This window comes from Chromobacterium sp. INPA-IVC (genome assembly GCF_059047085.1).
In genome coordinates this window covers 200,385-221,532 of the sequence record NZ_JBTNLS010000010.1, presented here as the reverse complement: position 1 = coordinate 221,532, position 21,148 = coordinate 200,385, and the positions used below count along the sequence as shown (strand labels likewise).

Genomic DNA, 21,148 nt, shown 5'->3' with positions numbered 1-21,148 from the left:
ACGACATAAAGATCAAGACATGGCTCTACTGCAAATCGCCGAACCCGGCCTTTCCGCCGCCCCCCACCAGCACCGCCTGGCCGTGGGCATAGACCTGGGCACCACCAACTCGCTGGTGGCCACCGTCAGGAGCGGCTCCGCCGCCGTGCTGCCGGACGAAACCGGCCGCAGCCTGCTGCCCTCGGTGGTGCGCTACGGCGACGAGGGCGTGCTGGCGGTCGGCTACGACGCGCAGAAGGAACAAAACCGCGATCCGCACAACACCATCGTCTCGGTGAAGCGTTTCATGGGCCGCGGCGTCAGCGACATCAAGGACGCCGGCAGCCTGCCCTACCGCTTCGTCGACGCGCCGGGCATGGTGCAGCTGGTCACCCGCGCCGGCGTCAAAAGCCCGGTCGAGGTGTCGTCCGACATCCTCCGCGCGCTGAAAGACCGCGCCGAAGAGAGCCTGGGCGGCGAGCTGACCGGCGCGGTGATCACCGTTCCCGCCTACTTCGACGACGCCCAGCGCCAGGCCACCAAGGACGCCGCGCGCCTGGCCGGCCTCAATGTGCTGCGCCTGCTGAACGAACCCACCGCCGCCGCCATCGCCTACGGCCTGGACAACGGCAGCGAAGGCACATACGTCGTATACGATCTAGGGGGCGGCACGCTGGACGTGTCCATCCTCAGGCTGACCCGCGGCGTGTTCGAAGTGCTGGCCACCAGCGGCGACTCCGCGCTGGGCGGCGACGACTTCGACCACCGCGTGTTCTGCTGGCTGCTGGAGCAGGCCGGCGTGACCGCTCCGTCCGCTCACGACATGCGCCTGCTGCACACCCGCGCCCGCGAAGCCAAGGAAGCGCTGACCGACCACGCCAGCACCCGCGTCACCGCGATCCTGTCCGACGGCCAGTCGCTGGATCTGGAGCTGGACCAGGCCACGCTGCACGCCATCACCAAGACGCTGGTCGACAAGACCCTCACCCCGGTGCGCAAGGCGCTGCGCGACGCCAGAATCGCGCCCGAGGACATCCAGGGCGTGGTGATGGTGGGCGGCGCCACCCGCATGCCGCACGTGCAAAAAACCGTGGCCGACCACTTCGGCCGCGCGCCGCTGACCAACCTCGATCCCGACAAGGTGGTGGCGCTGGGCGCCGCCATCCAGGCCAATGTGCTGGCCGGCAACAAGCAGGACGACGAGTGGCTGCTGCTCGACGTGCTGCCGCTGTCGCTGGGCATCGAGACCATGGGCGGCCTGACCGAGAAGATCATCCCGCGCAACAGCACCATTCCGGTGGCGCGCGCGCAGGACTTCACCACCTTCAAGGATGGCCAGACCGCGATGTCCATCCACGTGCTGCAGGGCGAGCGCGAGCTGGTCTCCGATTGCCGCAGCCTGGCCAAGTTCACGCTGACCGGCATCCCGCCGATGGTGGCGGGCGCCGCGCGCATCCGCATCACCTTCCAGGTGGACGCCGACGGCCTGCTGTCGGTCACCGCGCGCGAGCAGACCTCGGGCGTGGAGTCCAGCATCGAGGTCAAGCCGTCCTACGGCCTGTCCGACGACGAGATCAGCCGCATGCTGACCGACTCCATGGCCAACGTGCAGGAAGACATCGAGGCGCGCAAGCTGCGCGAGGCCATCGTCGACGCCGAAAGCCTGCGCGACGCCACCGTCAACGCGCTGGCGCTGGACGGCGACCTGCTGGACGACGCCGAGCGCGCCGAAGTGGAAGCCGCCGCCGCCGCGGTGGGCGCCGCCATCGCCGAGGGCGCCACCCGCCGCATCAACGAGGCCAGCGCCGCGCTGAACCACGCCACCGAAACCTTCGCCTCCCGCCGCATGGACCGCAATATCCAGCGCGCGCTGAAGGGCCACAAGATTACCGATCTGTAAGGATACGCCATGCCGCGCATCATCGTTTTGCCCCATCCGGACCTGTGTCCGGAAGGCGCCGTGATAGACAACGTAGAAACCGGCCAGAGCATCTGCGACGCCCTGCTCGCCCACGACATCGAAATCGAGCATGCCTGTGAGATGTCCTGCGCCTGCACCACCTGCCACTGCATCGTCCGCGAAGGCGGCAACTCGCTGAACGAGGCCGACGAACTGGAAGAAGACCTGCTGGACAAGGCCTGGGGCCTGGAGGCGCAATCGCGCCTGTCCTGCCAGGCCATCGTCGCCGACGAGGATCTGGTGATCGAAATCCCGAAGTACACGATCAACCACGCCCGCGAACACCATTAAGGAGCAGGCCCTGAAATCCCAGCGGCAGCGTTGCGCCGCCTTGCCGTACTATGTGTACTGTCTGCGGCGGCGCCCCTCCCCGCTGCCGCTGCGCTGGATTTCATGAGCTACTCCCGCTCAGGAGACATCTATGAAATGGACCGACGTTAACGACATCGCCATCGAACTGGCGGACGCCCATCCGGACGTGGACCCGAAGACCGTGCGCTTCGTCGACCTGCACAACTGGGTGGTGGGCCTGCCCGGCTTCGACGACGACCACGCCCGCGGCGGCGAGCGCGTGCTGGAAGCGATCCAGCAGGCGTGGATAGACGAAGCGGAGTGATCGCTTCACGACAAAGGCCCCGGAATACGGGGCCTTTTCCATGCCGCGCTGCCGGCGCGTGAAAATCGCGCCCGGCCGGTTTATCATCGATAGACGCGCGCCGGCCTTCGCCGGCGCCCCGCTACGGAGCCGCCATGTTCACCCTGATCATCGGCAACAAGAACTACTCCCCCTGGTCGCTGCGCCCCTGGCTGCTGCTCAAGATGCTGGACGAGCCGTTCAAGGAACAGCAGATCGACCTCTACCTGTCCGACAGCAAGGCCCGCATCCTGGCCGCCAATCCGGCCGGCAAGGTGCCGGTGCTGGTGGACGACAAGCTCAGGGTGTGGGATTCGCTGGCCATCAGCGAATACCTGGCCGAATGCTTCCCCGCCGCGGGGCTGTGGCCCACCGACGGCGCGCTGCGCGCCGTCGCCCGCTCCATCGTCGCCGAAGTCCACTCCGGCTTCGCCGCGCTCAGGGAAAACCTGCCGATGGACATCACGCTGCGCCAGGTGGATTACGAGAGCTCGCCGGCGGTGGAATCCGACATCGCCCGCGTGATTTCGCTGTGGGAAGAACAGCGCGAACGGCACGTCGCCGACGGCGAGTTCCTGTTCGGCGGATTCACCATCGCCGACGCCTGCTTCGCGCCGATCTGCACCTGCTTCCAGACCTACAACGTCAGGCTGCCGGAGCGCTCTCAAGCCTATGTCCGCCATATCCTGTCCCTGCCCGCCATGCAGGAATGGTATTCGGCGGCGGCGGCGGAAAGAAAACGCCCGTTCTGAGTCAGAGAATGTCGCAAAACGGGTGGATCAACGCGCCATAAGTCATTAGAATGGCGCGTTTTTTACATTTTCATTACGTCAAGGATTTCACATGAGCACCCCGTTCATCATTGGCGTTGCCGGCGGCAGCGGCAGCGGAAAAACCACGGTAACCAACAAGGTGCTGGAGACCATTGGTTCCGAGATGGCGGCAGTGATCATCCAGGACTACTACTATCGCGACCAGAGCCACCTGACTTTCGAACAGCGCCTGGGCACCAACTACGACCATCCGCAAGCGTTCGACTGGCCGCTGCTGATCTCCCACATCGACGATCTGCGCAACGGCCGCTCCATCGAGATGCCGGTGTACGATTTCTCCAATCACACCCGCTCCGACAAGACCGTCACCGTGCAGCCGGCGCCGGTGATCGTGATCGAAGGCCTGTTCCCGCTGTACGACGCCGCGCTGCGCGAGATGATGTCGCTGAAGATCTTCGTCGACACCGATTCCGACGTCCGCTTCATCCGCCGCCTCAAGCGCGACATCGCCGAGCGCGGCCGCACCATGGAAAACGTGATCGAGCAATACCTGTCCACCGTGCGCCCGATGCACAACCAGTTCATCGAGCCGACCAAGCGCTTCGCCGACGTGATCCTGCCGCACGGCGCCAACGATCCGGCGGTGGACATCATCACCACCAAGGTCGCCAGCCTGATGGTGTGACGGCGCAAGACGCCGAATACGCGAAAGCCGCCCCTGGGCGGCTTTTTGCTTGTCCGCTTGACGCCGCCGGCCGCGCGGACAGACAATCGCCGCTCGCGCCATCCCGGCGCGCGCAATCAAGGAAACACGATGCACACCATCAAACCGCGCAATCCGCTGGCTTGCGCAGCCATCCTGAAAAAGGGAGGCGCCCACGGCCGCAGCCGATCCGGCCTGCGCCAATCTCAGAAACACTCGCTCTGGGCGGAACTGGAAGACTGGCGCGAAGAGCGCGACCGGCAGCCGATGGCCGCCAACCGCGGCCAGGACGCCGACGAGGCGTTTTTCTCCGCCGAGCTTCCAAAAGCAACAGGCCATCATCCGATGGCCTGTTGCTTTTGGGCGCTTGTCCGCTAACAATTCCGCACACTCCGTTTACACAACGCCACAAGCCCTGCCCGTAAAATAACGGGCATCTCAATCGGGAATGTCGCCATGAAATGGATCGCCTCCGCCCTGCTGCTGCTGTCGCTCGCCGGCTGCGGCAGCATGGGCCTGAAGAAGCCTGAAGTCAGCCTCAGCAATATCGAGCCAGGCAGCAGCACGCTGTTCGAGCAGAACTTCGCGGTGACGCTGCGCGTCGCCAACCCCAACCCCATCCCGCTGAACGCCAGCGGCGTCGACTTCGAGCTGATGCTGGGCGGAGAAAAACTGGGCGGCGGCAGCAGCAGCCAGCCGCTGTCCATCCCCTCGCGCGGCGAAGGCACGGTCACGCTGCAAGTGCACACCTCGCTCGCCGCCTGGATACGGCAGCTGGCCAACTGGCAGCAACTGCCCGGCGGCAAGCTGAACTACGAGCTGCGCGGCCAGCTGCACGGTCTGGGCGGCTTCAAGGACCTGCCCTTCGACAACAAGGGCGAGTGGCAGCTGCCCAAGCGCTGATCACTGCTGCTCCACCGCCAGGCAATTGTTGCCGTCGAAGCTGACGCTCAGTACTTCCTTGGTCTTCTTGTCGACGACGAAATTGGTGGTGCACTCGCGATGGACGGTGCCGCCGCCGGTCACGCCGTTGCTGACCCAGCGTCCCGGGGTTTCCACCACCCGGGACTGCCCGTCCTTGTCGGTCATCGTCAGCTTGGTGCCCGGCTCGTAGCGGGTGTTCTCCTGCAACGGCTGCTGCTCGGTGCTTTCCTTAACATAGGTGTACAGGCTGTTGCCGTTGGGCATCTGCATGGTCTTGGTCGGCGCGCCCCACTGCGCCAGCAGCTCGTTGACGTCGCGGCCCTGCCAGCGGTACACCTTCTGCGCATAGCCCTGCTGGGTGGGGAACATCGAGCAGCCGGCCAAGCTCAGCGCCAGCAATGGCAAGCATAACTTCTTCATCATTAGTCTTTTCCGATTGATAACGTTGCGACATTCTCGCGTCTGGGCAATAAAAACGCCAGCCCGCGGGCTGGCGTCGGCGCCGGGAAACGGCCGCGGTTTACAATTTGAAGCGGCTGAACGCCTGCCGCATGCCGCGCGCCACCCCGTCCAGCGTGCTCAGCGTCCGCTGCGCGCTTTGCAGCGCGGCGTCGGAATCCAAGATCTTGTTGTTGATCGATTCGGTGCTCTGCGCCATCGCCGTGGTGGCATTGTGCTGCTCGCCGGTGGACAAGGCCACGTCGCCTATCTTCTCCACCACCAGCTTCATCGCGCGGGTGATGTCCACCAGCCGCTCGCGCGCCAGCTCGGTCTGCGCCGCGCTGCCGTCCACCGCGCCGATGGTGCTGTCCATATTGCCCACGGCCTTGCCGGTCTCCGCCAGGATGTTCTGCACCATGTCGCCGATCTCCACGGTGGCGCTGCCGGTGCGCTCGGCCAGCTTGCGAACTTCGTCGGCCACCACGGCGAAGCCGCGGCCCTGCTCCCCTGCGCGCGCCGCTTCGATCGCCGCGTTCAGCGCCAGCAGATTGGTCTGGTCGGCGATGTCGCGGATCACGCCGGTGATCTTGGAAATTTCCTGCGAGCGCTGCTGCAGCGAGGCCAGCAGCGCCGACAACTCGCCCACCGACTGGCTGGTGCGCGCCATTTCGCCGCTGATGCGCTGCAGCTCCTCGGCGCTGGCCTGGGCATTGGCGCCGGTGTCGCGCGCCAGCTCGTCGGTTTCGCGGGTGGCGTCGGCGATGTGGGAGATGCTCACCGTCACCTGCTCGATCGCCGCGGCGTTGGAGCTGGAGATGTCGGCCAGCATGTGGGAATCCTCGGCCAGCCGCGCCACGTCGGCGCCGACCGCGATCACGCCTTGCGCCAGCTGCTCGGCCTCGGATCGCAGCTCGCGGAACATGCCGTTCAGGCGGCCGACGAACTGGTTGAACGCCTCGGCCATCTGCGCCACCTCATCGCTGCCCTCGGCCTCAATGCGGCGGGTCAGATCGCCTTCGCCCTGCGAGATCTCGCGCAGCGCATCGCGCACCTGGAACAGGCCCTTGAGCAGGCGGCGCAGATAGGCGCCGGCCAGCAGTTGGGTGACGGCCAGCACCGCCAGCAGCGACAACGCCATCGACACCATCATCCGCCGCAGCGGCGCGTCCAGCAGCTCGCGGTCCACCACCACGCCCAGCACCCAGTCGCTGCCCTCCACCGAGCTCAGCCGCAGCATGCGGTTCGCGCCATCCAGCTCCACCGTCGCCAGCTCAGGCTTGTCCAGCAGACCGGCAATGCGGGCCGCGTCCATGCCCGGCATCAGCTCGGACAAGGGCTTGAGCGCGGTATCGGCCTTGGGATAGGCGATCAGCTTGCCGTCCTTGCCCATCAGGAACACAAAGCCGTTGCCCGGCAAGGATACCGATAGCACCGATTTCACCAGCTGGCCGATGGCGATGTCGCCGCCGACCACCTTGTTGCCGGCCGGCAGCGCCTGGGCCAGCGTGATCACCAGGTCCTTGATCGACGCGCTGGCCGGCTGGTACGGCGCGGTGACGATCACGCCGCCCTGGCCCTTGGCCGTCTTGAACCAGGCGCGGGAGGCCGGATCGTATTCAGGATTGGGCTTCTGCTTGCCCGGGATGGAATAGACCATGCCCTTGCTGTCGCCGTCGCCGACGAAGATCTGGGCATAGCCGCCGGCTTCGGCCAGCTGCTGCAGATACAGGGTGGGGTCGGCTTCGCCGCCGTGGCGGACGGCGCTGGCGATGATCTGCTTGCGCTGCTCCAGCCAGGATGAGACGAAACGCTGCTGGCCGGTGATGGCCAGGTCCAGCTGGGCGGACACGCCGGATGACAGGTTGTCGCGGAATTGAAAATAGGCGCTGACAGCGGTGCTCAGCGTGGCCACCAGCATGGCCAGCGCCAGCAGCAGGGCAATCTTGCTTCGTATGGATTTCATGGCAATCGACTTGTAGCTTCTCTCTCGTTGCCAATCCTCCGGACAGCAAAAAGGGCGTCGATGACGCCCTTTGTGTTCCGCCGACTCGCGTCGGCGCATGCCGTTCATCACGGCTTGTAAGGATTGGCGCGTATTCAGACCGGGTGGATTGTAAACAACGTTTACAAGCACGGGGATGAAGCGCCAATCGATTATGCAAATGGTTTTGATTTTGCTGAAAAAAACCATCCAAACCATGGCTTTTTCGCCACACCGGCAAGCCGGCGCGGCGAAAAGCTTACAGCTTGAAGCGGCCGAACGCGCCCTGCATATTGTGGGCCAGCTGCTTCAGCGACTCCAGTGTCTGCATCGCGCCCTGCAGCGCGGCGTCGGAGTCCAGGATCTGGTTGTTGATGGACTCGGTGCTCTGCGCCATCGCGGTGGTGGCGTTGTGCTGCTCGCTGGTGGACAGCGCCACGTCGCCGATCTTGTCGATCACCTGCTGCATCGCGTCGCTGATGGCTATCAATCGGCCGCGCGCCTGGCTGGTCAGCTCCACGCTGGTATCCACCGCGCCAACGGTGCGCTGCATATTGCCCACCGCCTTGCCGGTCTCGCTCAGGATGTTTTCCACCATCTCGCTGATTTCCACCGTCGCCTTACCGGTGCGCTCGGCCAGCTTGCGCACTTCGTCGGCCACCACGGCAAAGCCGCGGCCCTGCTCGCCGGCGCGAGCGGCTTCGATCGCCGCGTTCAGCGCCAACAGATTGGTCTGGTCGGCGATGTCGCTGATCACATTGGTGATCTTGGAGATTTCCTGCGAACGCTGCTCCAGCGAAGCCAGCAGCGCCGACAGCTCGCTCACCGACTGGCTGGTCTGCTCCATCTCGTTGCTGATGCGCTGCATGTCGCCGGCGCTCTCGCGGGAGTGCTCGCCGGTATTGCGCGCCAGCGAATCGGTTTCGCGGGTGGCGTCGGCGATGTGCGAGATGCTGACGGTCACTTCCTCGATCGCCGCGGCGTTGGAGCTGGAGATGTCCGCCAGGCGGTGTGAATCGGCAGCCACCTGCTTCACCGCGCCGCCCACCTCGATCACGCCGTGCGCCAATTCATCGGCCTCGCCGCGCAGCTCGCGGAACATGCCGTTCAGGCGGCCGACGAACTGGTTGAACGCCTCCGCGGTCTGCGCCACTTCGTCTTCGCCGTGGATCTCGATGCGGCGAGTCAGATCGCCCTCGCCTTGCGAGATTTCATGCATCGCGTCGCGCACCTGGATCAGGCCGCGCAGCAAACGGGTCAGATAGCCGGAGCTCAAGGCCACCAGCACCAGCAGCACGATCACCACGCCGCCGGAGATCAGCCAGATCAGCTGGGTCACCGGCGCCAGCACCGCTTCCTCGTCGGCGGCCACGCCCATCACCCAGTCGGTGTTCGCCACCGGCTTCAGCGTCACCAGGAAGGTGCGGCCGTCGATGTCCAGCGGGGCCACGTCGCCGCTGCCCACCAATTGCTGGAAGCGGCTGTCGTCCAGGCCCGGAATCAGCTCGTTGATCGGGCGCAGTTCCTGGCCCGGCTTGGGATAGGCGATCACTTTGCCCTGGCGGGTCAGCAGGAAGGCATGGCCGTCGCCGGCCAGCTTGATGTCCAGCACCGACTTCACCAGCTTGTCGATCAGGATGTCGCCGCCGACCACGACCTCCTGGCCCTGGGCCTTGTCGGCGATGGTAATCACCAGCTTGTCCTTGGTCTCAGGCTCGGAATCCTTGTACGGATCGGTGACGATGATGCCGCCCTGCGCCTTGGCCTGCTGATACCACGGACGCTGCGCCGGCTGGTAGTCGGCGCTCGGCTTGGGACGGCCCGGCACCGAGTAGAACATCTCGCCGCTGTCGCCATGGCCGGCATAAATGATATTGAAGCCGCCGCCCTTGGCGATCTGCTGCAGGTAGTAGCTGGCCTGCGGGTCGCCGGCGCGGGACAGGCTGGCGGTGATCAGGTTCTTGCGCACGGTCAGCCACTCCGATACCAGCCCGCCCTGCAGCTGCAGAACCTGGGTGACCTCGCGCTTGGCTTCGTCGTAGGCGTGATTGCGAATGTTCAGGCAGGCGATGACTGTCACGCTGATCGTGGCGACCAGAATGGACACCGCCGTCAACAAGATGAGCTTGTGTCGGATGGAGCGCATGAAATGATAAGCCGATGCTGATAAAAGCTTTATTATCCGTCATATCAGCTGGCACGCATTGTTAAAAATCACATACCATTTAAATACTTACAGCAAATTTAAATCAAACAACGCTTAATCCTGCCTCTTCCTGCCCGCCGCGCCATGCCGCCGTCTGCCGCAGCAACAGCGCGTGGATGAATTGCCGCAAGGGGTCGGCGTCGCAGCGCGGATGCCAGACATGCTCGACGGCGATCTCCAGCGCCGCGTCGGCCACCGGCCGCAGCGTCAGCCCGCCCGCCTCCGCCCGCAGCACCCGGCCGATCAATTCCGGCAGCACCGCCACCGCCGGCAAGCGCTCCAGCAACAAGGGAATCGCCAGCAGGCTGGCGGTGGAGGCGATCACCCGCCGCGCCTGGCCATGCGCGGCCAAGTAGTCATCGACCAGGCTGGCGCTGTTGCCGATATAGGATGTGTACAGGTGCGGCGGCTGCGCCAGCGCGGCCGCGTCCAGCGCGTCCGGCAATGCCAGCCTGCCGGCGTGGTAAGCGCAGACGAAGCGGCTGCGGAACAGGGCTTGCCGCGACAGCCGCGCGGCGCGCGCCGGGAAATGGCCGATGGCGCCGTCTATCCGCCGCGCTTCCAGCGCCGCCTCGGCCTCGCCGGCCGCCATCGCCGCCACCTCCAGCCGCAGGCCGGGCGCCTGGCTCTGCAAAGCCGCGATCAATTCCGGCAACAAAGCCGCCTCCAACAGATCGGGCATCGCCAACCGGTAAACGCCGTCCAGCGCGGCCGGATCGAAAGCCGGCGGCGCCAGCAGCCGCTGCGCCTCCGCCAGCCATGCCTCCAGCGCCGGCAGCAGCGCCTCGGCGTAAGGCGTGGCCGCCAGACCTCGGCCGTCGCGGCACAGCAAGGGGTCGCCGCACTGTTCGCGCAGCTTCTTCAGGATGTGGCTGACCGCCGGCTGGCCCAGGCACAGCAAGTCGGCGCTGCGGCTGACGCTGCGGGTGCTGAGCAGCGCGTGCAAGGCCACCAGGCTGTTCAGATCCAGCCGCCGCAGCTTCAGCGCGTCAATATCATTCACAGTAATATATCCAATGAAAAACATCGATTTTATTAAATCATAAGCGCTTTCTACACTGGCGGCATCCCCACCCTCGGATGCCGCGCATGCACGCTTTTTCCCATCAACCCCACTGGAGCCGGCTGGCGGCGATCGCGCTGATCGCCTGGCTGGAATTCCTGCAGAACGGTCTGCTCAATTTCGCCTCGTCGCAGGTGATGGGCGGCGTCGGCGCCGGACCCGAGGAGTTCAGCCAGGCGGCGATGGCCTACGCGCTCAGCGCGGTGGTGGCGCTGTTCAACCATCAATGGTGCGTCGAGCGCTTCGGCTCGCGCCGCCATCTGCAAGGCTCCATCCTGCTGTTCGCGCTGGGCGCGCTGATCGCGGGCAGCGCCTCGTCGCCAGCCGGCTTCATCGCCGGCCGCGCGGTGCAGGGGCTAGGCGGCGCCGCCTTCTTCACCGCCGCCCGTCTCGAAGTCGCGCAACTGCCGCCCGCCAAGCGCGGGCTGGGCCTGGTCGCCTTCGGCCAGGCGCTGCTCTTGGGCAGCGCGCTGGGGCCGCTGCTGGGCGGCGTCTTGCTGCAGGCCTATGGCTGGCGCGCCCTGTGCTGGGGCATCCTGCCCTTGCTGCTGCCCGCCTGGTGGGCGGCCGGCCAATTGCCGCGGCGGCCGCCGGCGCATCGCCCCGCGCATTACCCAACCTGGACCTTCATGCTGCAGCTGGCCGCCGCCTTCCTGCTGCAATGGCTGATCCAGCAGACGCCGTACCAGCTGTTCGCCCATCCCCGATGGCTGGCCAGCCTCGCCGCGGCGGCCGTCGCCGCCGTCCTGCTGTTCCGCGCCACGCACCGCCGCCAAGCGTCCGACCGCCGCCTCTGGCGGCCGCTGCGCCGCCCCGGCTACCGGCTGGGACTCGTCGGCTATAGCTGCTGCTACCTGCTGGTATCGGCCAACAGCTACATCCTGCCGATGCTGTCGGTACAGGCGCTGGGCTTCGGCCTGCCCACCAGCGGCATGCTGCTGTCGGTCAGCTATCTGGCCGGCATCGCCTTCGCGCTGCTGTACGCCAAGCTGCTGCTGAAGGGCAAGGCGCCCGGCCTGACGGAGACCATGGCCTATGGCTGCCTGCTGCTGGCCGGCTACGGCTGGCTCATGAGCGGCCTGAACGGCGAGGCGACGCTGGGCCGCGTCGCCGCCATCCTGCTGCTCAACGGCGGCTTCATGTCGCTGTTCATCATGGCGGTGGCGCAAAGCGCCTTTCGCGACATCGCCCCGGCGGCGTTCGGCCGCGCCTACCAGACCAAGAACATCGTGCGCCAGGTATCGGTCTCGGCCGGCGTGGCCTTGGCCAGCGTATTCATGCAGGCGCGCAACGCGCTGCATTACAGCCGTTTATCCGAGCGTTTTTCCTGGAATTCGCCACAGTTTCTCGACTCATTGCATCAATTACGACAATTCATGCCCGATTTGAGCGATACTCAACGCCTCGGAGTGCTGGCCGGCGAACTCGCCCGGCAAGCCACGCTGGTTTCCTGCCTGGACTTCTTTCGCCTGGAAAGCTGGATAGGCCTGGCGCTGGCGGCCTGCCTGCTCGCGGCCAGAAAGACCGGCTGAGCCGGCGCTCCGTGGCATCTCAGTTTCAGCGGGAAGAATCAAATCATGCGCAAAAGCGTCCAATCGGAGACCTTCAACAAGATCGTCGAAGCAAGCCTGCAACTGTTCAATCAGGAAGGCGAGCGCGTCATCACCACCAACCACATCGCCGAGCGGATGAACATCAGCACCGGCAAGCTCTACTATCACTTCCGCAACAAGGAAGAGATCATCAACGAGCTGTACCAGCGCTACGTGAAGGGCATGGCCGATCAGTTGTCCGCCGCGCTCAGCCACAGCAACTCGATCGAGGCGATGGTGATGGCGATGGAAAAGACGCTGCGCCACATCTGGAGCTTCCGCTTCCTGCCCAAGAGCCTGCCCAGCCTGTTCTGCGTCAACCCGCAGCTGGAGGAAGAGCACCAGCAGCTGTCGCGCGGCCAGCTCAACGGCAAGCTGGGCCAGCTGTTCACCCGCCTGCGCGAGCAAGGCATGATTCTGGTCGACGACCAGCAGCTCGCCCATCTGGTGCAGCACTTCCAGATGGTGCAGACCGGCTGGGTCAGCACCATCAAGCAAAACGCCAACGCGGCGGAACTGGACAAGCTGATCCAGAACGGCTGCCGCAGCCTGATGTATCTGCTGACGCCCTATGTCAGCCCGCGCTTCCAGTCGCCGTTCGAACGCGCCTGCGCGCGCTTCGCCTGACGCCGACGCGGTCCGGCACCTCGCCGAACCGCCGCCATGAAACAAAACACCCCGCGAGCGATCGCGGGGTGTTTTCGTTCAGACCGGGGAACCGGACTTAGATCATGCCCTTGCTTTTCAGCAGGTCGAACATGGTCTTGCCGATTTCGGCCGGGCTGCGGGTGTAGGCGATGCCGGCCTTCTCGAAGGCCTTGAACTTCTCTTCCGCCGTGCCCTTGCCGCCGGAGATGATGGCGCCGGCGTGGCCCATGCGCTTGCCCTTCGGCGCGGTGACGCCGGCGATGTAGCCGACTACCGGCTTGGTCACGTAGGACTTGGCGAATTCGGCCGCTTCTTCTTCGGCGGAACCGCCGATTTCGCCGATCATCACGATGGCGTCGGTGTCCGGATCGTCCTGGAACAGCTTCAGCGCGTCGATGTGGCTGGTGCCCGGGATCGGGTCGCCGCCGATGCCGATGCAGGTGGACTGGCCCAGACCCAGCGCGGTGGTTTGCGCCACGGCTTCATAGGTCAGGGTGCCGGAGCGCGACACGATGCCGATGCGGCCCGGGTTGTGGATGTGCCACGGCATGATGCCGATCTTGCACTCGCCCGGGGTGATGATGCCGGGGCAGTTCGGGCCGATCAGGCGAATGCCGGCTTCGTCGACGGCCTTCTTCACGTACAGCATGTCCAGGGTGGGCACGCCTTCGGTGATGCAGACGATCAGCTTCACGCCGCTGTCGATGGCTTCCAGAATGGAATCCTTGGCGAAGGCTGCGGGCACGTAGATCACCGAGGCGTCGGCCTGGGTCTGACGCACGGCGTCCTTCATGGTGTTGAACACCGGCAGGCCCAGATGCTCCGCGCCGCCCTTGCCCGGGGTCACGCCGCCCACGACCTTGGTGCCGACCTTCAGCGCCTGCTCGGCGTGGAAGGTGCCGTTCTTGCCGGTGAAGCCTTGCACCAGCACTTTGGTGTCTTTGTTTACCAATACGCTCATTTTGTATTCCTCAGCTCAGTGCGGGTCTCAGGCCACGGCCTTGACGGCGGCGACGATCTTCTCGGCAGCGTCGTTCAGACCCTGGGCGGAAGTCAGTTTCAGACCGGATTCGTCCAGGATCTTGGCGCCCAGTTCGGCGTTGTTGCCTTCCAGACGGACCACGACCGGCACGGTCACGTTCACTTCCTTCACGGCGGCGATGATGGCTTCGGCGATCATGTCGCAGCGGACGATGCCGCCGAAGATGTTGATCAGCACGCCTTGCACCGAGGTGTCGGCCAGGATCAGCTTGAACGCTTCGATCACGCGCTCTTTGGTCGCGCCGCCACCCACATCCAGGAAGTTGGCCGGTTGGCCGCCCTTCAGCTTGATGATGTCCATGGTGGCCATCGCCAGGCCGGCGCCGTTCACCATGCAGCCGATATTGCCTTCCAGGGCCACGTAGTTCAGGTCGAACTCGGAAGCCTTCACTTCGCGCTCGTTCTCCTGGCTCTTGTCGCGCTGGGCCAGCAGTTCCGGGTGGCGGTACAGGGCGTTGGAGTCCAGGTTGATCTTGCCGTCCACGCAGGCCAGCTCGCCGTTTTCGCGCAGCGCCAGCGGGTTCACTTCGAACAGGGCGAAGTCATTCTCGACGAAAGCCTGGTAGGAGCCCAGCATCAGCTTGCTGAACGCGGCGATCTGCGCGCCGGACAGGCCCAGCGCGAAAGCGGCGTCGCGCGCCTGGAACGGCTGCATGCCGACCAGCGGGTCCACTTCGATCTTGATGATCTTTTCCGGGGTCTCTTCAGCCACCTTCTCGATTTCCACGCCGCCTTCGGTGGAAACCATGAATACGACGCGCTGGCTGCCGCGGTCCACCACGGCGCCCAGGTACAGTTCGCGCTGCACCGGGTACATGTCTTCGCAAACCAGCACGCTGTTCACCGGCTGGCCGGCTGCGTCGGTCTGGTAGGTCACCAGGTTGGTGCCGATCAGGGTCTTGGCGACTTCGGCGGCTTCTTCGCGGCTCTTCACCACTTTCACGCCACCGGCCTTGCCGCGGCCGCCGGCGTGCACCTGGGCCTTGACGACGGCGAATTTGCCGCCCAGCTTGTCGTAAGCGGCAGCCGCTTCTTCCGGCGACTTGGCCAGAATGCCTTGTTGCACCGGCAGGCCGTAACGGCTCAGCAGCTCTTTCGCTTGGTATTCATGCAGGTTCATCTATGGTTTCCTTTCGGGGAAATGATGGCGGGCATGCGCCTCTGCCTCTATTCCTTGATAGCTTGCCAAACCTTGTTGGCGGAGCCGGCGCGCGCCCCCCGGCGCGCGTGTTCCGGCCCTGTACCGGTCGGGTCGTGCGCATTGTACACGACCCGTGTCCACTCAACCGTGCAACGCGCGCTTGTCGGCGGCGAGGGCGGCTTCGTGTATCACTTCCGACAACGACGGGTGGGCGTGGACAATGCGCGCCAGGTCTTCGCTGGCGGCCTTGAACTCCATCGACACCACGCCCTCGCTGACCAGTTCGGACACCATCGGGCCGATCATGTGCAGGCCCAGGATGCGGTCGGTCTTGGCGTCGGCCAGGATCTTCACCGTGCCCTGCGCCATGCCCAGACCCAGCGCGCGGCCGTTGGCGCCGAAACCCGAGGTGCCCTTCTTGTACTCGACGCCCTCGGCCTTCAGCTGCTCTTCGGTCTTGCCGACCCAGGCGATCTCCGGAGAAGTGTAGATCACCCACGGAATCACGCCGAAATCGACGTGCGGCTTCTGGCCGGCGATGCGCTCAGCCACGGCCACGCCCTCTTCCGACGCCTTGTGCGCCAGCATCGGGCCGCGCACCACGTCGCCGATCGCCCAGACGTTAGGCAGATTGGTGTGGCAATGGTCGTCCACGGCGACGAAGCCGCGCTCATCCAGCTGCAGGCCGACGGTCTCGGCGCCCAGGCCCTGGGTGTTCGGCACGCGGCCGATCGACACGATCAGCTTGTCGAACTCGGCCTTCACCGCTTCGCCGTTCAATTCGTAATTGACGGTGACGCTCTTCTTGCCGGCCTTCACTTCGCCGATCTTCACGCCCAGCTTGATGTCCAGGCCGGTGTCCTTGGTCAGCGTCTTGAACGCTTCCTTGGCGATCTGCTGGTCGGCGGCCGCCAGGAAGGTCGGCATCGCCTCCAGGATGGTGACTTCAGAGCCCAGGCGCTTCCACACCGAACCCATTTCCAGACCGATCACGCCGGCGCCGATCACGCCCAGGCGCTTCGGCACCGCGGACAGCGCCAGCGCGCCCTCGTTGTCCAGCACCAGCTGGTTGTCGGTGGCCAGGCCCGGCAGCGCGCGCGGGCTGGAGCCGGTGGCGACGATCACGTGGACGGCTTCCAGGGTGTCCACCACCTTGCCGCCGTCAGTGACTTCGATCAGCCACTTGTCGCCCTGGCGGCCCTTGAAGGCGGCCAGGCCGTGGATGTTGGCGACCTTGTTCTTCTTGAACAGGAAGCCGATGCCGGCCGCGTTCTTGTTGATGATGTCGGTCTTGCGGCCCAGCATCTGGCCGACGTCCATCTTGGCGCCGGACACGCTGATGCCGTGCTTGGCGAAGTCGTGCTGCACCGCGTGGAAGTTTTCCGACGATTGCAACAGCGCCTTGGACGGGATGCAGCCGACGTTCAGGCAGGTGCCGCCCAGCGACGGCTTGCCTTCCGGATTCTTGAACGCGTCGACGCAAGCCGCGCTGAAACCCAGCTGGGCCGCGCGAATGGCGGCCACATAGCCGCCGGGACCGCCGCCGATCACTACAACATCAAACTGTTGGCTCATGGATTTTCCCTTGGGGTCAGGCCTTGCCCACTTTGAACAGCAAGGCCCCGAAAGCGATCATGAACAGCGCGATGACGATCTTGCCGAACAACACGTAGCGGTCTTCGCGCATCCCCTGCTGGCGTTTCTTCCAGGTGAGGAACAACAAGGCCACCCCGGCCAATACCGAGGCGAACGCGTAAACCCAATCCGGCAGATTCATTCTGGCTCCGTTCATGCAGATTCAAACAGGCCGGCTTGCGCCGGCCCGGTGCTTCATCACAGGTCGAGCAGCAGACGCGCCGGATCCTCGATGGCGTCCTTGATCGCCACCAGGCTCAGCACCGCTTCGCGACCGTCGATGATGCGGTGGTCGTAGGATTGGGCAAGATACATCATCGGACGCACCACCACTTGACCGTTCTCAACCACGGCGCGCTCCTTGGTGGCGTGCATGCCCAGGATCGCGGATTGCGGCGGGTTGATGATCGGAGTGGACATCATCGAGCCGAAGGTGCCGCCGTTGGAGATGGTGTAGGTGCCGCCGGTCAGTTCTTCCACGGTCAGCTTGCCTTCCTGGGCGCGCTTGCCGAATTCGGCGATCTGCTTCTCGATGTCGGCCAGCGACAGCTGGTCGGCGTTGCGGATCACCGGCACCACCAGGCCGCGCGGGCTGCCCACGGCCACGCCGATATCGAAGTAGCCGTGGTAGACGATGTCGTTGCCGTCCACGGACGCGTTGACGATCGGGTATTTCTTCAGCGCGGCGACCACGGCCTTGACGAAGAAGCCCATGAAGCCCAGCTTGATGCCGTGCTCTTTCTCAAACTTGTCCTTGTACTTGGCGCGCAGGTCCATCACCGGCTTCATGTTCACTTCATTGAAGGTGGTGAGGATGGCGTTGGTCTGCTGCGACATGATCAGACGCTCGGCCACGCGCTGGCGCAGACGGGACATCGGCACGCGCTGCTCGGCGCGGCCGGACAGGATGCCGGCGACGTTGACGGCGGCCGGGGTGGCGGACAGCGCGGCGCCGGAACCGATCACCGGGCCGGCCTGGGCCGGAGCGGCTTGCTTGGCGGCCTGCACGTCTTCCTTCAGCACGCGGCCATCGCGGCCGGAGCCGGCCACCTTGGACAGGTCCACGCCGGTTTCCGCGGCCAGCTTGGCGGCGGACGGCATCGCGGCGGCGCCGGCGGCCGGAGCGGCCTGCACCGGAGCGGCGGCGGCGGGCGCCGGGGCGGCTGCGGGCGCCGGGGCGGCTGCGGCCGCCGGAGCGGCGTCGCCTGCCTTGGCGGCGGTATCGATCTTGGCGATCAGCTGGCCGGAGGTCACGGTGGCGCCATCCTGCTCGATGATTTCCACCACCACGCCGGCTTGCGGCGCCGGCAGTTCCAGCACCACCTTGTCGGTTTCCAGGTCGATCAGGTTTTCGTCGCGTTTGACGAACTCGCCAACCTTCTTGTGCCAGCTCATCAGCGTGGCTTCGGATACGGATTCGGGCAGTTGCGGGACTTTGACTTCAATCAGCATGTTCTTCTCCATAGCGGGGCGGCCGCGATGCCGCCCCTTCTTTCTCGTTGGCTCAGCGGGCGACCGACATCGCTTCTTCGACGAAGGCCTTCAGTTGGGCGACGTGCTTGCTCATATAACCGACCGCCGGCGAAGCCGACGACGGACGACCGGCGAACGACAGCTGCTGCTTGGCGTTCAACAGGCCTTCCAGGCGGTGGCGGATCTGGTACCAGGCGCCCTGGTTGCGCGGCTCTTCCTGCACCCACATCACTTCCTTGGCCTGGGTGAAGCGCGCCAGCTCGGCGGCCACCTGCTCGGTCGGGAACGGGTACAGCTGCTCGATGCGCACGATGGCGATGTCGTCGTCCAGGCCGCGCTCCTTGCGGGCGGCGGCGAGGTCGTAATACACCTGGCCGGCGCACAGCAGCACGCGCTTGACCTTCTTCGGATCCTTGACCACGACGTCGCCGATCACCGGGCGGAAGCTGCCGGTGGTCAGGTCTTCGATCGGGCTCATCGAATCCTTGAAGCGCAGCAGGCGCTTGGACAGGAAGATCACCAGCGGCTTGCGGTACGGGCGCAGCACCTGGCGGCGCAGCATGTGGAACATCTGGCCGGCTTCAGACGGCATCACCACCTGCATATTGTGCTCGGCGCACAGCTGCAGCCAGCGCTCCAGGCGGGCGGAGGAGTGCTCCGGGCCCTGGCCGTCGTAGCCGTGCGGCAGGATGGTGGTCAGGCCGCACAGACGGCCCCACTTGGTCTCGCCGGAAGAGATGAACTGGTCGATGGCCACCTGGGCGCCGTTGGCGAAGTCGCCGAACTGGGCTTCCCAGATCACCAGCTGGTCCGGAGCGGAACAGGCGTAGCCGTATTCGTAGGCCAGCACCGCCTCCTCGTTCAGGATGGAGTCGATCACCAGGAAGTCGGCCTGGTTGTCGGACATATTGCGCAGCGGCACATAGCTGCCCTGGTCCCAGCTCTCGCGGTTCTGGTCATGCAGCACCGAGTGGCGATGGGAGAAGGTGCCGCGGCCGGAGTCTTCGCCCGACAGGCGCACGCCGAAGCCGTTGGTCACCAGCGACGCGTAGGCCAGCGTCTCGGCCATGCCCCAGTCGACGTTCTGTTCGCCGGCGGCCATCGCCTTGCGCGCTGCCAGCACTTTCTGCACGGTCGGGTGCAGCTTGAAGCCTTCCGGCAGCGTGGTGAACTTGTCGGTCAGGCGCTGGATGTCGGCCTGCGGCAGAGAAGTGTCGGTCGGGTGCGCCCAGTGGGTGCCCAGATACTGGCTGAAGTCCAGCGCGTGCTCGCGGCGGTAGTTGGTCAACGCGGTCTGTTCTACGTGCTCGCCCTTGTCCAGCGCGTCGCGGTAGGCCTGGATCTGCGCGTCGGCTTCCTCGGCTTTCAGCACGCCTTCCTGCACCAGGCGCTCGGCGTACATCGCGCGCACGCCCTGGTGCTTGGCGATTTTCTTGTACATCATCGGCTGGGTCAGGAAGGGATCGTCGCCCTCGTTGTGGCCGAGCTTGCGGTAGCACACCAGGTCGATCACCACATCCTTCTTGAAGGTCATGCGGTAATCCAGCGCGGCCTGCATCACGAAGCAGACGGCTTCCGGGTCATCGCCGTTCACGTGCAGGATCGGCGCTTCGATCATCTTGGCCACGTCGGTGCAGTACATCGTCGAGCGGATGTCGCGGGTGTCCGACGTGGTGAAGCCCACCTGGTTGTTGATGACGATGTGGATGGTGCCGCCGGTGCCGTAGCCGCGGGTCTGCGACAGGTTGAAGGTGCCCTGGTTGACGCCCAGGCCGCCGAAGGCCGAGTCGCCGTGGATCAGCACCGGAACCGCGGTCTTGCGCTCGGCGTCCTTGCGGCGATCCTGGCGCGCGCGCACCGAACCTTCCACCACCGGGTTGACGATTTCCAGGTGCGACGGGTTGAACGCGAGCGACACGTGCATCGGGCCGCTGGCGGTCGGAATGTCGGACGAGAAGCCCATGTGGTACTTCACGTCGCCGGAAGCCATCTGCTGGGCGGCCTTGCCTTCGAATTCGGCGAACAGGTCGCGCGGCAGCTTGCCCAGGGTGTTGACCAGCACGTTCAGGCGGCCGCGGTGGGCCATGCCGATGATCAGTTCCTGCACGCCCTGCTCAGTGGCGTTCTGGATCAGGTGGTCCAGCGCCGCGATGGCGGACTCGCCGCCTTCCAGCGAGAAGCGCTTCTGGCCAACGTACTTGGTGTGCAGGTAGCGCTCCAGCGTTTCGGCGGCGGTGATCTGCTTCAGGATGCGCTGCTTCTTGCCCGCGTCGTAGCGCGGGGTGGACAGCGCGTCCTCGAAGCGTTTCTGCACCCAGTGCTTTTCATCGGACTGGGTGATGTGCATGAATTCGACGCCGATATTGCCGCAGTAGGTCTGCTTCAGGCGGGCGATGATGTCGGATAGCGGCAGCTTCTGCGGGCCGGCCAGCGAGCCGACGTTGAACTGCACCGCCATGTCGGCGTCGTTCAGACCATGGGTAGCCGGGTCCAGTTCGCGCACGATGGCTTGATCCATGCGGCGCAGCGGGTCCAGATTGGCCTGGCGCGCGCCCAGCACGCGGTAGGCGGAAATCAGCTTCAGCACGCCCACCTGCTTCTGCATCGCCTCCCAATCGGTGGCGGCGGCGCCGCGCTGGCCGATCACCGGCTTTTTCGCCAGCTGGATGAACGACTCCTGGATCGGCAGGTGCGGCACGTCGCGCTCGGCGGCGCCCGGCGACTGCGCCAGCTTGTCGAAGTAGTCGCGCCACTCGTTCGGCACGGAGTTGGCGTCAACGAGGTACTGTTCGTACAGCTCCTCGATGAACGGGGCATTCCCACCGAACAGATAGGAATGGCTGTACATGGATTGCATCATGGTCTGGCTACCCTTTGTCTTGTCTTAACGACGTTGCTGCATTATTCAAAGCGCTTGGGCAAGGCGTCCTTGCCCCAGCGCTCTGTAAAAAAGG

19 protein-coding genes are annotated in these 21,148 nt (G+C 65.2%); 9 read left to right on the top strand and 10 right to left on the bottom strand.

Annotated elements, in window-relative coordinates; genetic code table 11:
• Nucleotides 1-19 precede the first annotated feature (19 nt).
• The 7 genes from hscA (at nucleotide 20) to ACX17K_RS19785 (ending at nucleotide 4,952) form a co-directional block, all read left to right on the top strand.
• On the top strand, nucleotides 20-1,879 hold the full coding sequence (hscA, locus tag ACX17K_RS19815) for a Fe-S protein assembly chaperone HscA (RefSeq protein ID WP_493776112.1): 1,860 nt from the start codon (nucleotides 20-22) through the stop codon (nucleotides 1,877-1,879).
• A gap of 9 nt (nucleotides 1,880-1,888) precedes the next feature.
• Entirely contained in the window at nucleotides 1,889-2,230 is a 342-nt protein-coding gene (gene fdx, locus ACX17K_RS19810) for an ISC system 2Fe-2S type ferredoxin (RefSeq protein WP_021478295.1), read from the top strand.
• 130 nt (nucleotides 2,231-2,360) lie between these two features.
• A complete protein-coding gene (gene iscX / locus ACX17K_RS19805) occupies nucleotides 2,361-2,555 on the top strand; it encodes a Fe-S cluster assembly protein IscX (RefSeq protein WP_493776111.1) in 195 nt (64 codons plus the stop codon).
• 134 nt (nucleotides 2,556-2,689) lie between these two features.
• Nucleotides 2,690-3,325 (top strand): glutathione S-transferase family protein, encoded by a 636-nt coding sequence (locus tag ACX17K_RS19800; protein ID WP_343481291.1) that lies wholly within the window; start codon nucleotides 2,690-2,692, stop codon nucleotides 3,323-3,325.
• A 91-nt stretch (nucleotides 3,326-3,416) separates the two neighbouring features.
• A complete protein-coding gene (udk, locus tag ACX17K_RS19795; protein ID WP_021478292.1) occupies nucleotides 3,417-4,031 on the top strand; it encodes a uridine kinase in 615 nt (204 codons plus the stop codon).
• Nucleotides 4,032-4,160: 129 nt separating this feature from the next.
• Nucleotides 4,161-4,427, top strand: coding sequence for a hypothetical protein (locus ACX17K_RS19790; protein ID WP_493776110.1), 267 nt, complete (start codon nucleotides 4,161-4,163; stop codon nucleotides 4,425-4,427).
• 78 nt (nucleotides 4,428-4,505) lie between these two features.
• Nucleotides 4,506-4,952: an LEA/WHy family protein gene (locus ACX17K_RS19785; RefSeq protein WP_343481289.1), complete on the top strand. Its 447-nt coding sequence runs from the start codon at nucleotides 4,506-4,508 to the stop codon at nucleotides 4,950-4,952.
• Here ACX17K_RS19785 and ACX17K_RS19780 read toward each other — a convergent pair whose 3' ends face one another.
• The 4 genes from ACX17K_RS19780 to ACX17K_RS19765 form a co-directional block, all read right to left on the bottom strand.
• The gene (locus ACX17K_RS19780; RefSeq protein ID WP_493776109.1) at nucleotides 4,953-5,396 is read right to left on the bottom strand and encodes a hypothetical protein; all 444 of its coding nucleotides are present in this window, start codon (nucleotides 5,394-5,396) and stop codon (nucleotides 4,953-4,955) included.
• A 97-nt stretch (nucleotides 5,397-5,493) separates the two neighbouring features.
• On the bottom strand, nucleotides 5,494-7,377 hold the full coding sequence (locus tag ACX17K_RS19775) for a methyl-accepting chemotaxis protein (RefSeq protein WP_493776108.1): 1,884 nt from the start codon (nucleotides 7,375-7,377) through the stop codon (nucleotides 5,494-5,496).
• A gap of 277 nt (nucleotides 7,378-7,654) precedes the next feature.
• Nucleotides 7,655-9,541, bottom strand: coding sequence for a methyl-accepting chemotaxis protein (locus tag ACX17K_RS19770; RefSeq protein WP_493776107.1), 1,887 nt, complete (start codon nucleotides 9,539-9,541; stop codon nucleotides 7,655-7,657).
• Nucleotides 9,542-9,644: 103 nt separating this feature from the next.
• Nucleotides 9,645-10,604 (bottom strand): LysR family transcriptional regulator, encoded by a 960-nt coding sequence (locus tag ACX17K_RS19765; RefSeq protein WP_493776106.1) that lies wholly within the window; start codon nucleotides 10,602-10,604, stop codon nucleotides 9,645-9,647.
• A gap of 86 nt (nucleotides 10,605-10,690) precedes the next feature.
• On the opposite strand from ACX17K_RS19765, the gene ACX17K_RS19760 reads away from it, so the two are divergent.
• Together ACX17K_RS19760 and ACX17K_RS19755 are read left to right on the top strand one after the other, a co-directional pair.
• Nucleotides 10,691-12,196, top strand: coding sequence for an MFS transporter (locus ACX17K_RS19760; protein WP_493776105.1), 1,506 nt, complete (start codon nucleotides 10,691-10,693; stop codon nucleotides 12,194-12,196).
• A 45-nt stretch (nucleotides 12,197-12,241) separates the two neighbouring features.
• Nucleotides 12,242-12,883 (top strand): TetR/AcrR family transcriptional regulator, encoded by a 642-nt coding sequence (locus ACX17K_RS19755; RefSeq protein ID WP_493776104.1) that lies wholly within the window; start codon nucleotides 12,242-12,244, stop codon nucleotides 12,881-12,883.
• 97 nt (nucleotides 12,884-12,980) lie between these two features.
• Here the strand turns inward: ACX17K_RS19755 and sucD are convergent, their stop codons facing one another.
• From sucD to ACX17K_RS19725, 6 genes are all read right to left on the bottom strand, one after another.
• A complete protein-coding gene (sucD, locus tag ACX17K_RS19750; RefSeq protein WP_046155351.1) occupies nucleotides 12,981-13,865 on the bottom strand; it encodes a succinate--CoA ligase subunit alpha in 885 nt (294 codons plus the stop codon).
• A 27-nt stretch (nucleotides 13,866-13,892) separates the two neighbouring features.
• Complete coding sequence (sucC, locus tag ACX17K_RS19745; RefSeq protein ID WP_021478969.1) at nucleotides 13,893-15,065, bottom strand: ADP-forming succinate--CoA ligase subunit beta; 1,173 nt, start codon at nucleotides 15,063-15,065, stop codon at nucleotides 13,893-13,895.
• 162 nt (nucleotides 15,066-15,227) lie between these two features.
• Nucleotides 15,228-16,661 (bottom strand): dihydrolipoyl dehydrogenase, encoded by a 1,434-nt coding sequence (gene lpdA, locus ACX17K_RS19740; protein WP_493776103.1) that lies wholly within the window; start codon nucleotides 16,659-16,661, stop codon nucleotides 15,228-15,230.
• Between the two features lie 16 nt (nucleotides 16,662-16,677).
• Nucleotides 16,678-16,863: a hypothetical protein gene (locus ACX17K_RS19735; protein ID WP_021478971.1), complete on the bottom strand. Its 186-nt coding sequence runs from the start codon at nucleotides 16,861-16,863 to the stop codon at nucleotides 16,678-16,680.
• 56 nt (nucleotides 16,864-16,919) lie between these two features.
• A complete protein-coding gene (odhB, locus tag ACX17K_RS19730) occupies nucleotides 16,920-18,173 on the bottom strand; it encodes a 2-oxoglutarate dehydrogenase complex dihydrolipoyllysine-residue succinyltransferase (protein ID WP_493776102.1) in 1,254 nt (417 codons plus the stop codon).
• Nucleotides 18,174-18,225: 52 nt separating this feature from the next.
• A complete protein-coding gene (locus tag ACX17K_RS19725) occupies nucleotides 18,226-21,054 on the bottom strand; it encodes a 2-oxoglutarate dehydrogenase E1 component (protein ID WP_493776101.1) in 2,829 nt (942 codons plus the stop codon).
• Nucleotides 21,055-21,148 lie beyond the last annotated feature (94 nt).

Coding starts and splice junctions, on each gene's coding strand:
- odhB (WP_493776102.1), bottom strand. CDS start 18,173: ATGCTGATTGAAGTCAAAGTCCCGCAACTGCCCGAATCCGTATCCGAA.
- lpdA (WP_493776103.1), bottom strand. CDS start 16,661: ATGAGCCAACAGTTTGATGTTGTAGTGATCGGCGGCGGTCCCGGCGGC.
- ACX17K_RS19775 (WP_493776108.1), bottom strand. CDS start 7,377: ATGAAATCCATACGAAGCAAGATTGCCCTGCTGCTGGCGCTGGCCATG.
- sucC (WP_021478969.1), bottom strand. CDS start 15,065: ATGAACCTGCATGAATACCAAGCGAAAGAGCTGCTGAGCCGTTACGGC.
- ACX17K_RS19770 (WP_493776107.1), bottom strand. CDS start 9,541: ATGCGCTCCATCCGACACAAGCTCATCTTGTTGACGGCGGTGTCCATT.
- ACX17K_RS19780 (WP_493776109.1), bottom strand. CDS start 5,396: ATGATGAAGAAGTTATGCTTGCCATTGCTGGCGCTGAGCTTGGCCGGC.
- fdx (WP_021478295.1), top strand. CDS start 1,889: ATGCCGCGCATCATCGTTTTGCCCCATCCGGACCTGTGTCCGGAAGGC.
- ACX17K_RS19755 (WP_493776104.1), top strand. CDS start 12,242: ATGCGCAAAAGCGTCCAATCGGAGACCTTCAACAAGATCGTCGAAGCA.
- ACX17K_RS19800 (WP_343481291.1), top strand. CDS start 2,690: ATGTTCACCCTGATCATCGGCAACAAGAACTACTCCCCCTGGTCGCTG.
- ACX17K_RS19785 (WP_343481289.1), top strand. CDS start 4,506: ATGAAATGGATCGCCTCCGCCCTGCTGCTGCTGTCGCTCGCCGGCTGC.
- ACX17K_RS19725 (WP_493776101.1), bottom strand. CDS start 21,054: ATGATGCAATCCATGTACAGCCATTCCTATCTGTTCGGTGGGAATGCC.
- ACX17K_RS19790 (WP_493776110.1), top strand. CDS start 4,161: ATGCACACCATCAAACCGCGCAATCCGCTGGCTTGCGCAGCCATCCTG.
- sucD (WP_046155351.1), bottom strand. CDS start 13,865: ATGAGCGTATTGGTAAACAAAGACACCAAAGTGCTGGTGCAAGGCTTC.
- ACX17K_RS19735 (WP_021478971.1), bottom strand. CDS start 16,863: ATGAATCTGCCGGATTGGGTTTACGCGTTCGCCTCGGTATTGGCCGGG.
- iscX (WP_493776111.1), top strand. CDS start 2,361: ATGAAATGGACCGACGTTAACGACATCGCCATCGAACTGGCGGACGCC.
- ACX17K_RS19760 (WP_493776105.1), top strand. CDS start 10,691: ATGCACGCTTTTTCCCATCAACCCCACTGGAGCCGGCTGGCGGCGATC.
- hscA (WP_493776112.1), top strand. CDS start 20: ATGGCTCTACTGCAAATCGCCGAACCCGGCCTTTCCGCCGCCCCCCAC.
- udk (WP_021478292.1), top strand. CDS start 3,417: ATGAGCACCCCGTTCATCATTGGCGTTGCCGGCGGCAGCGGCAGCGGA.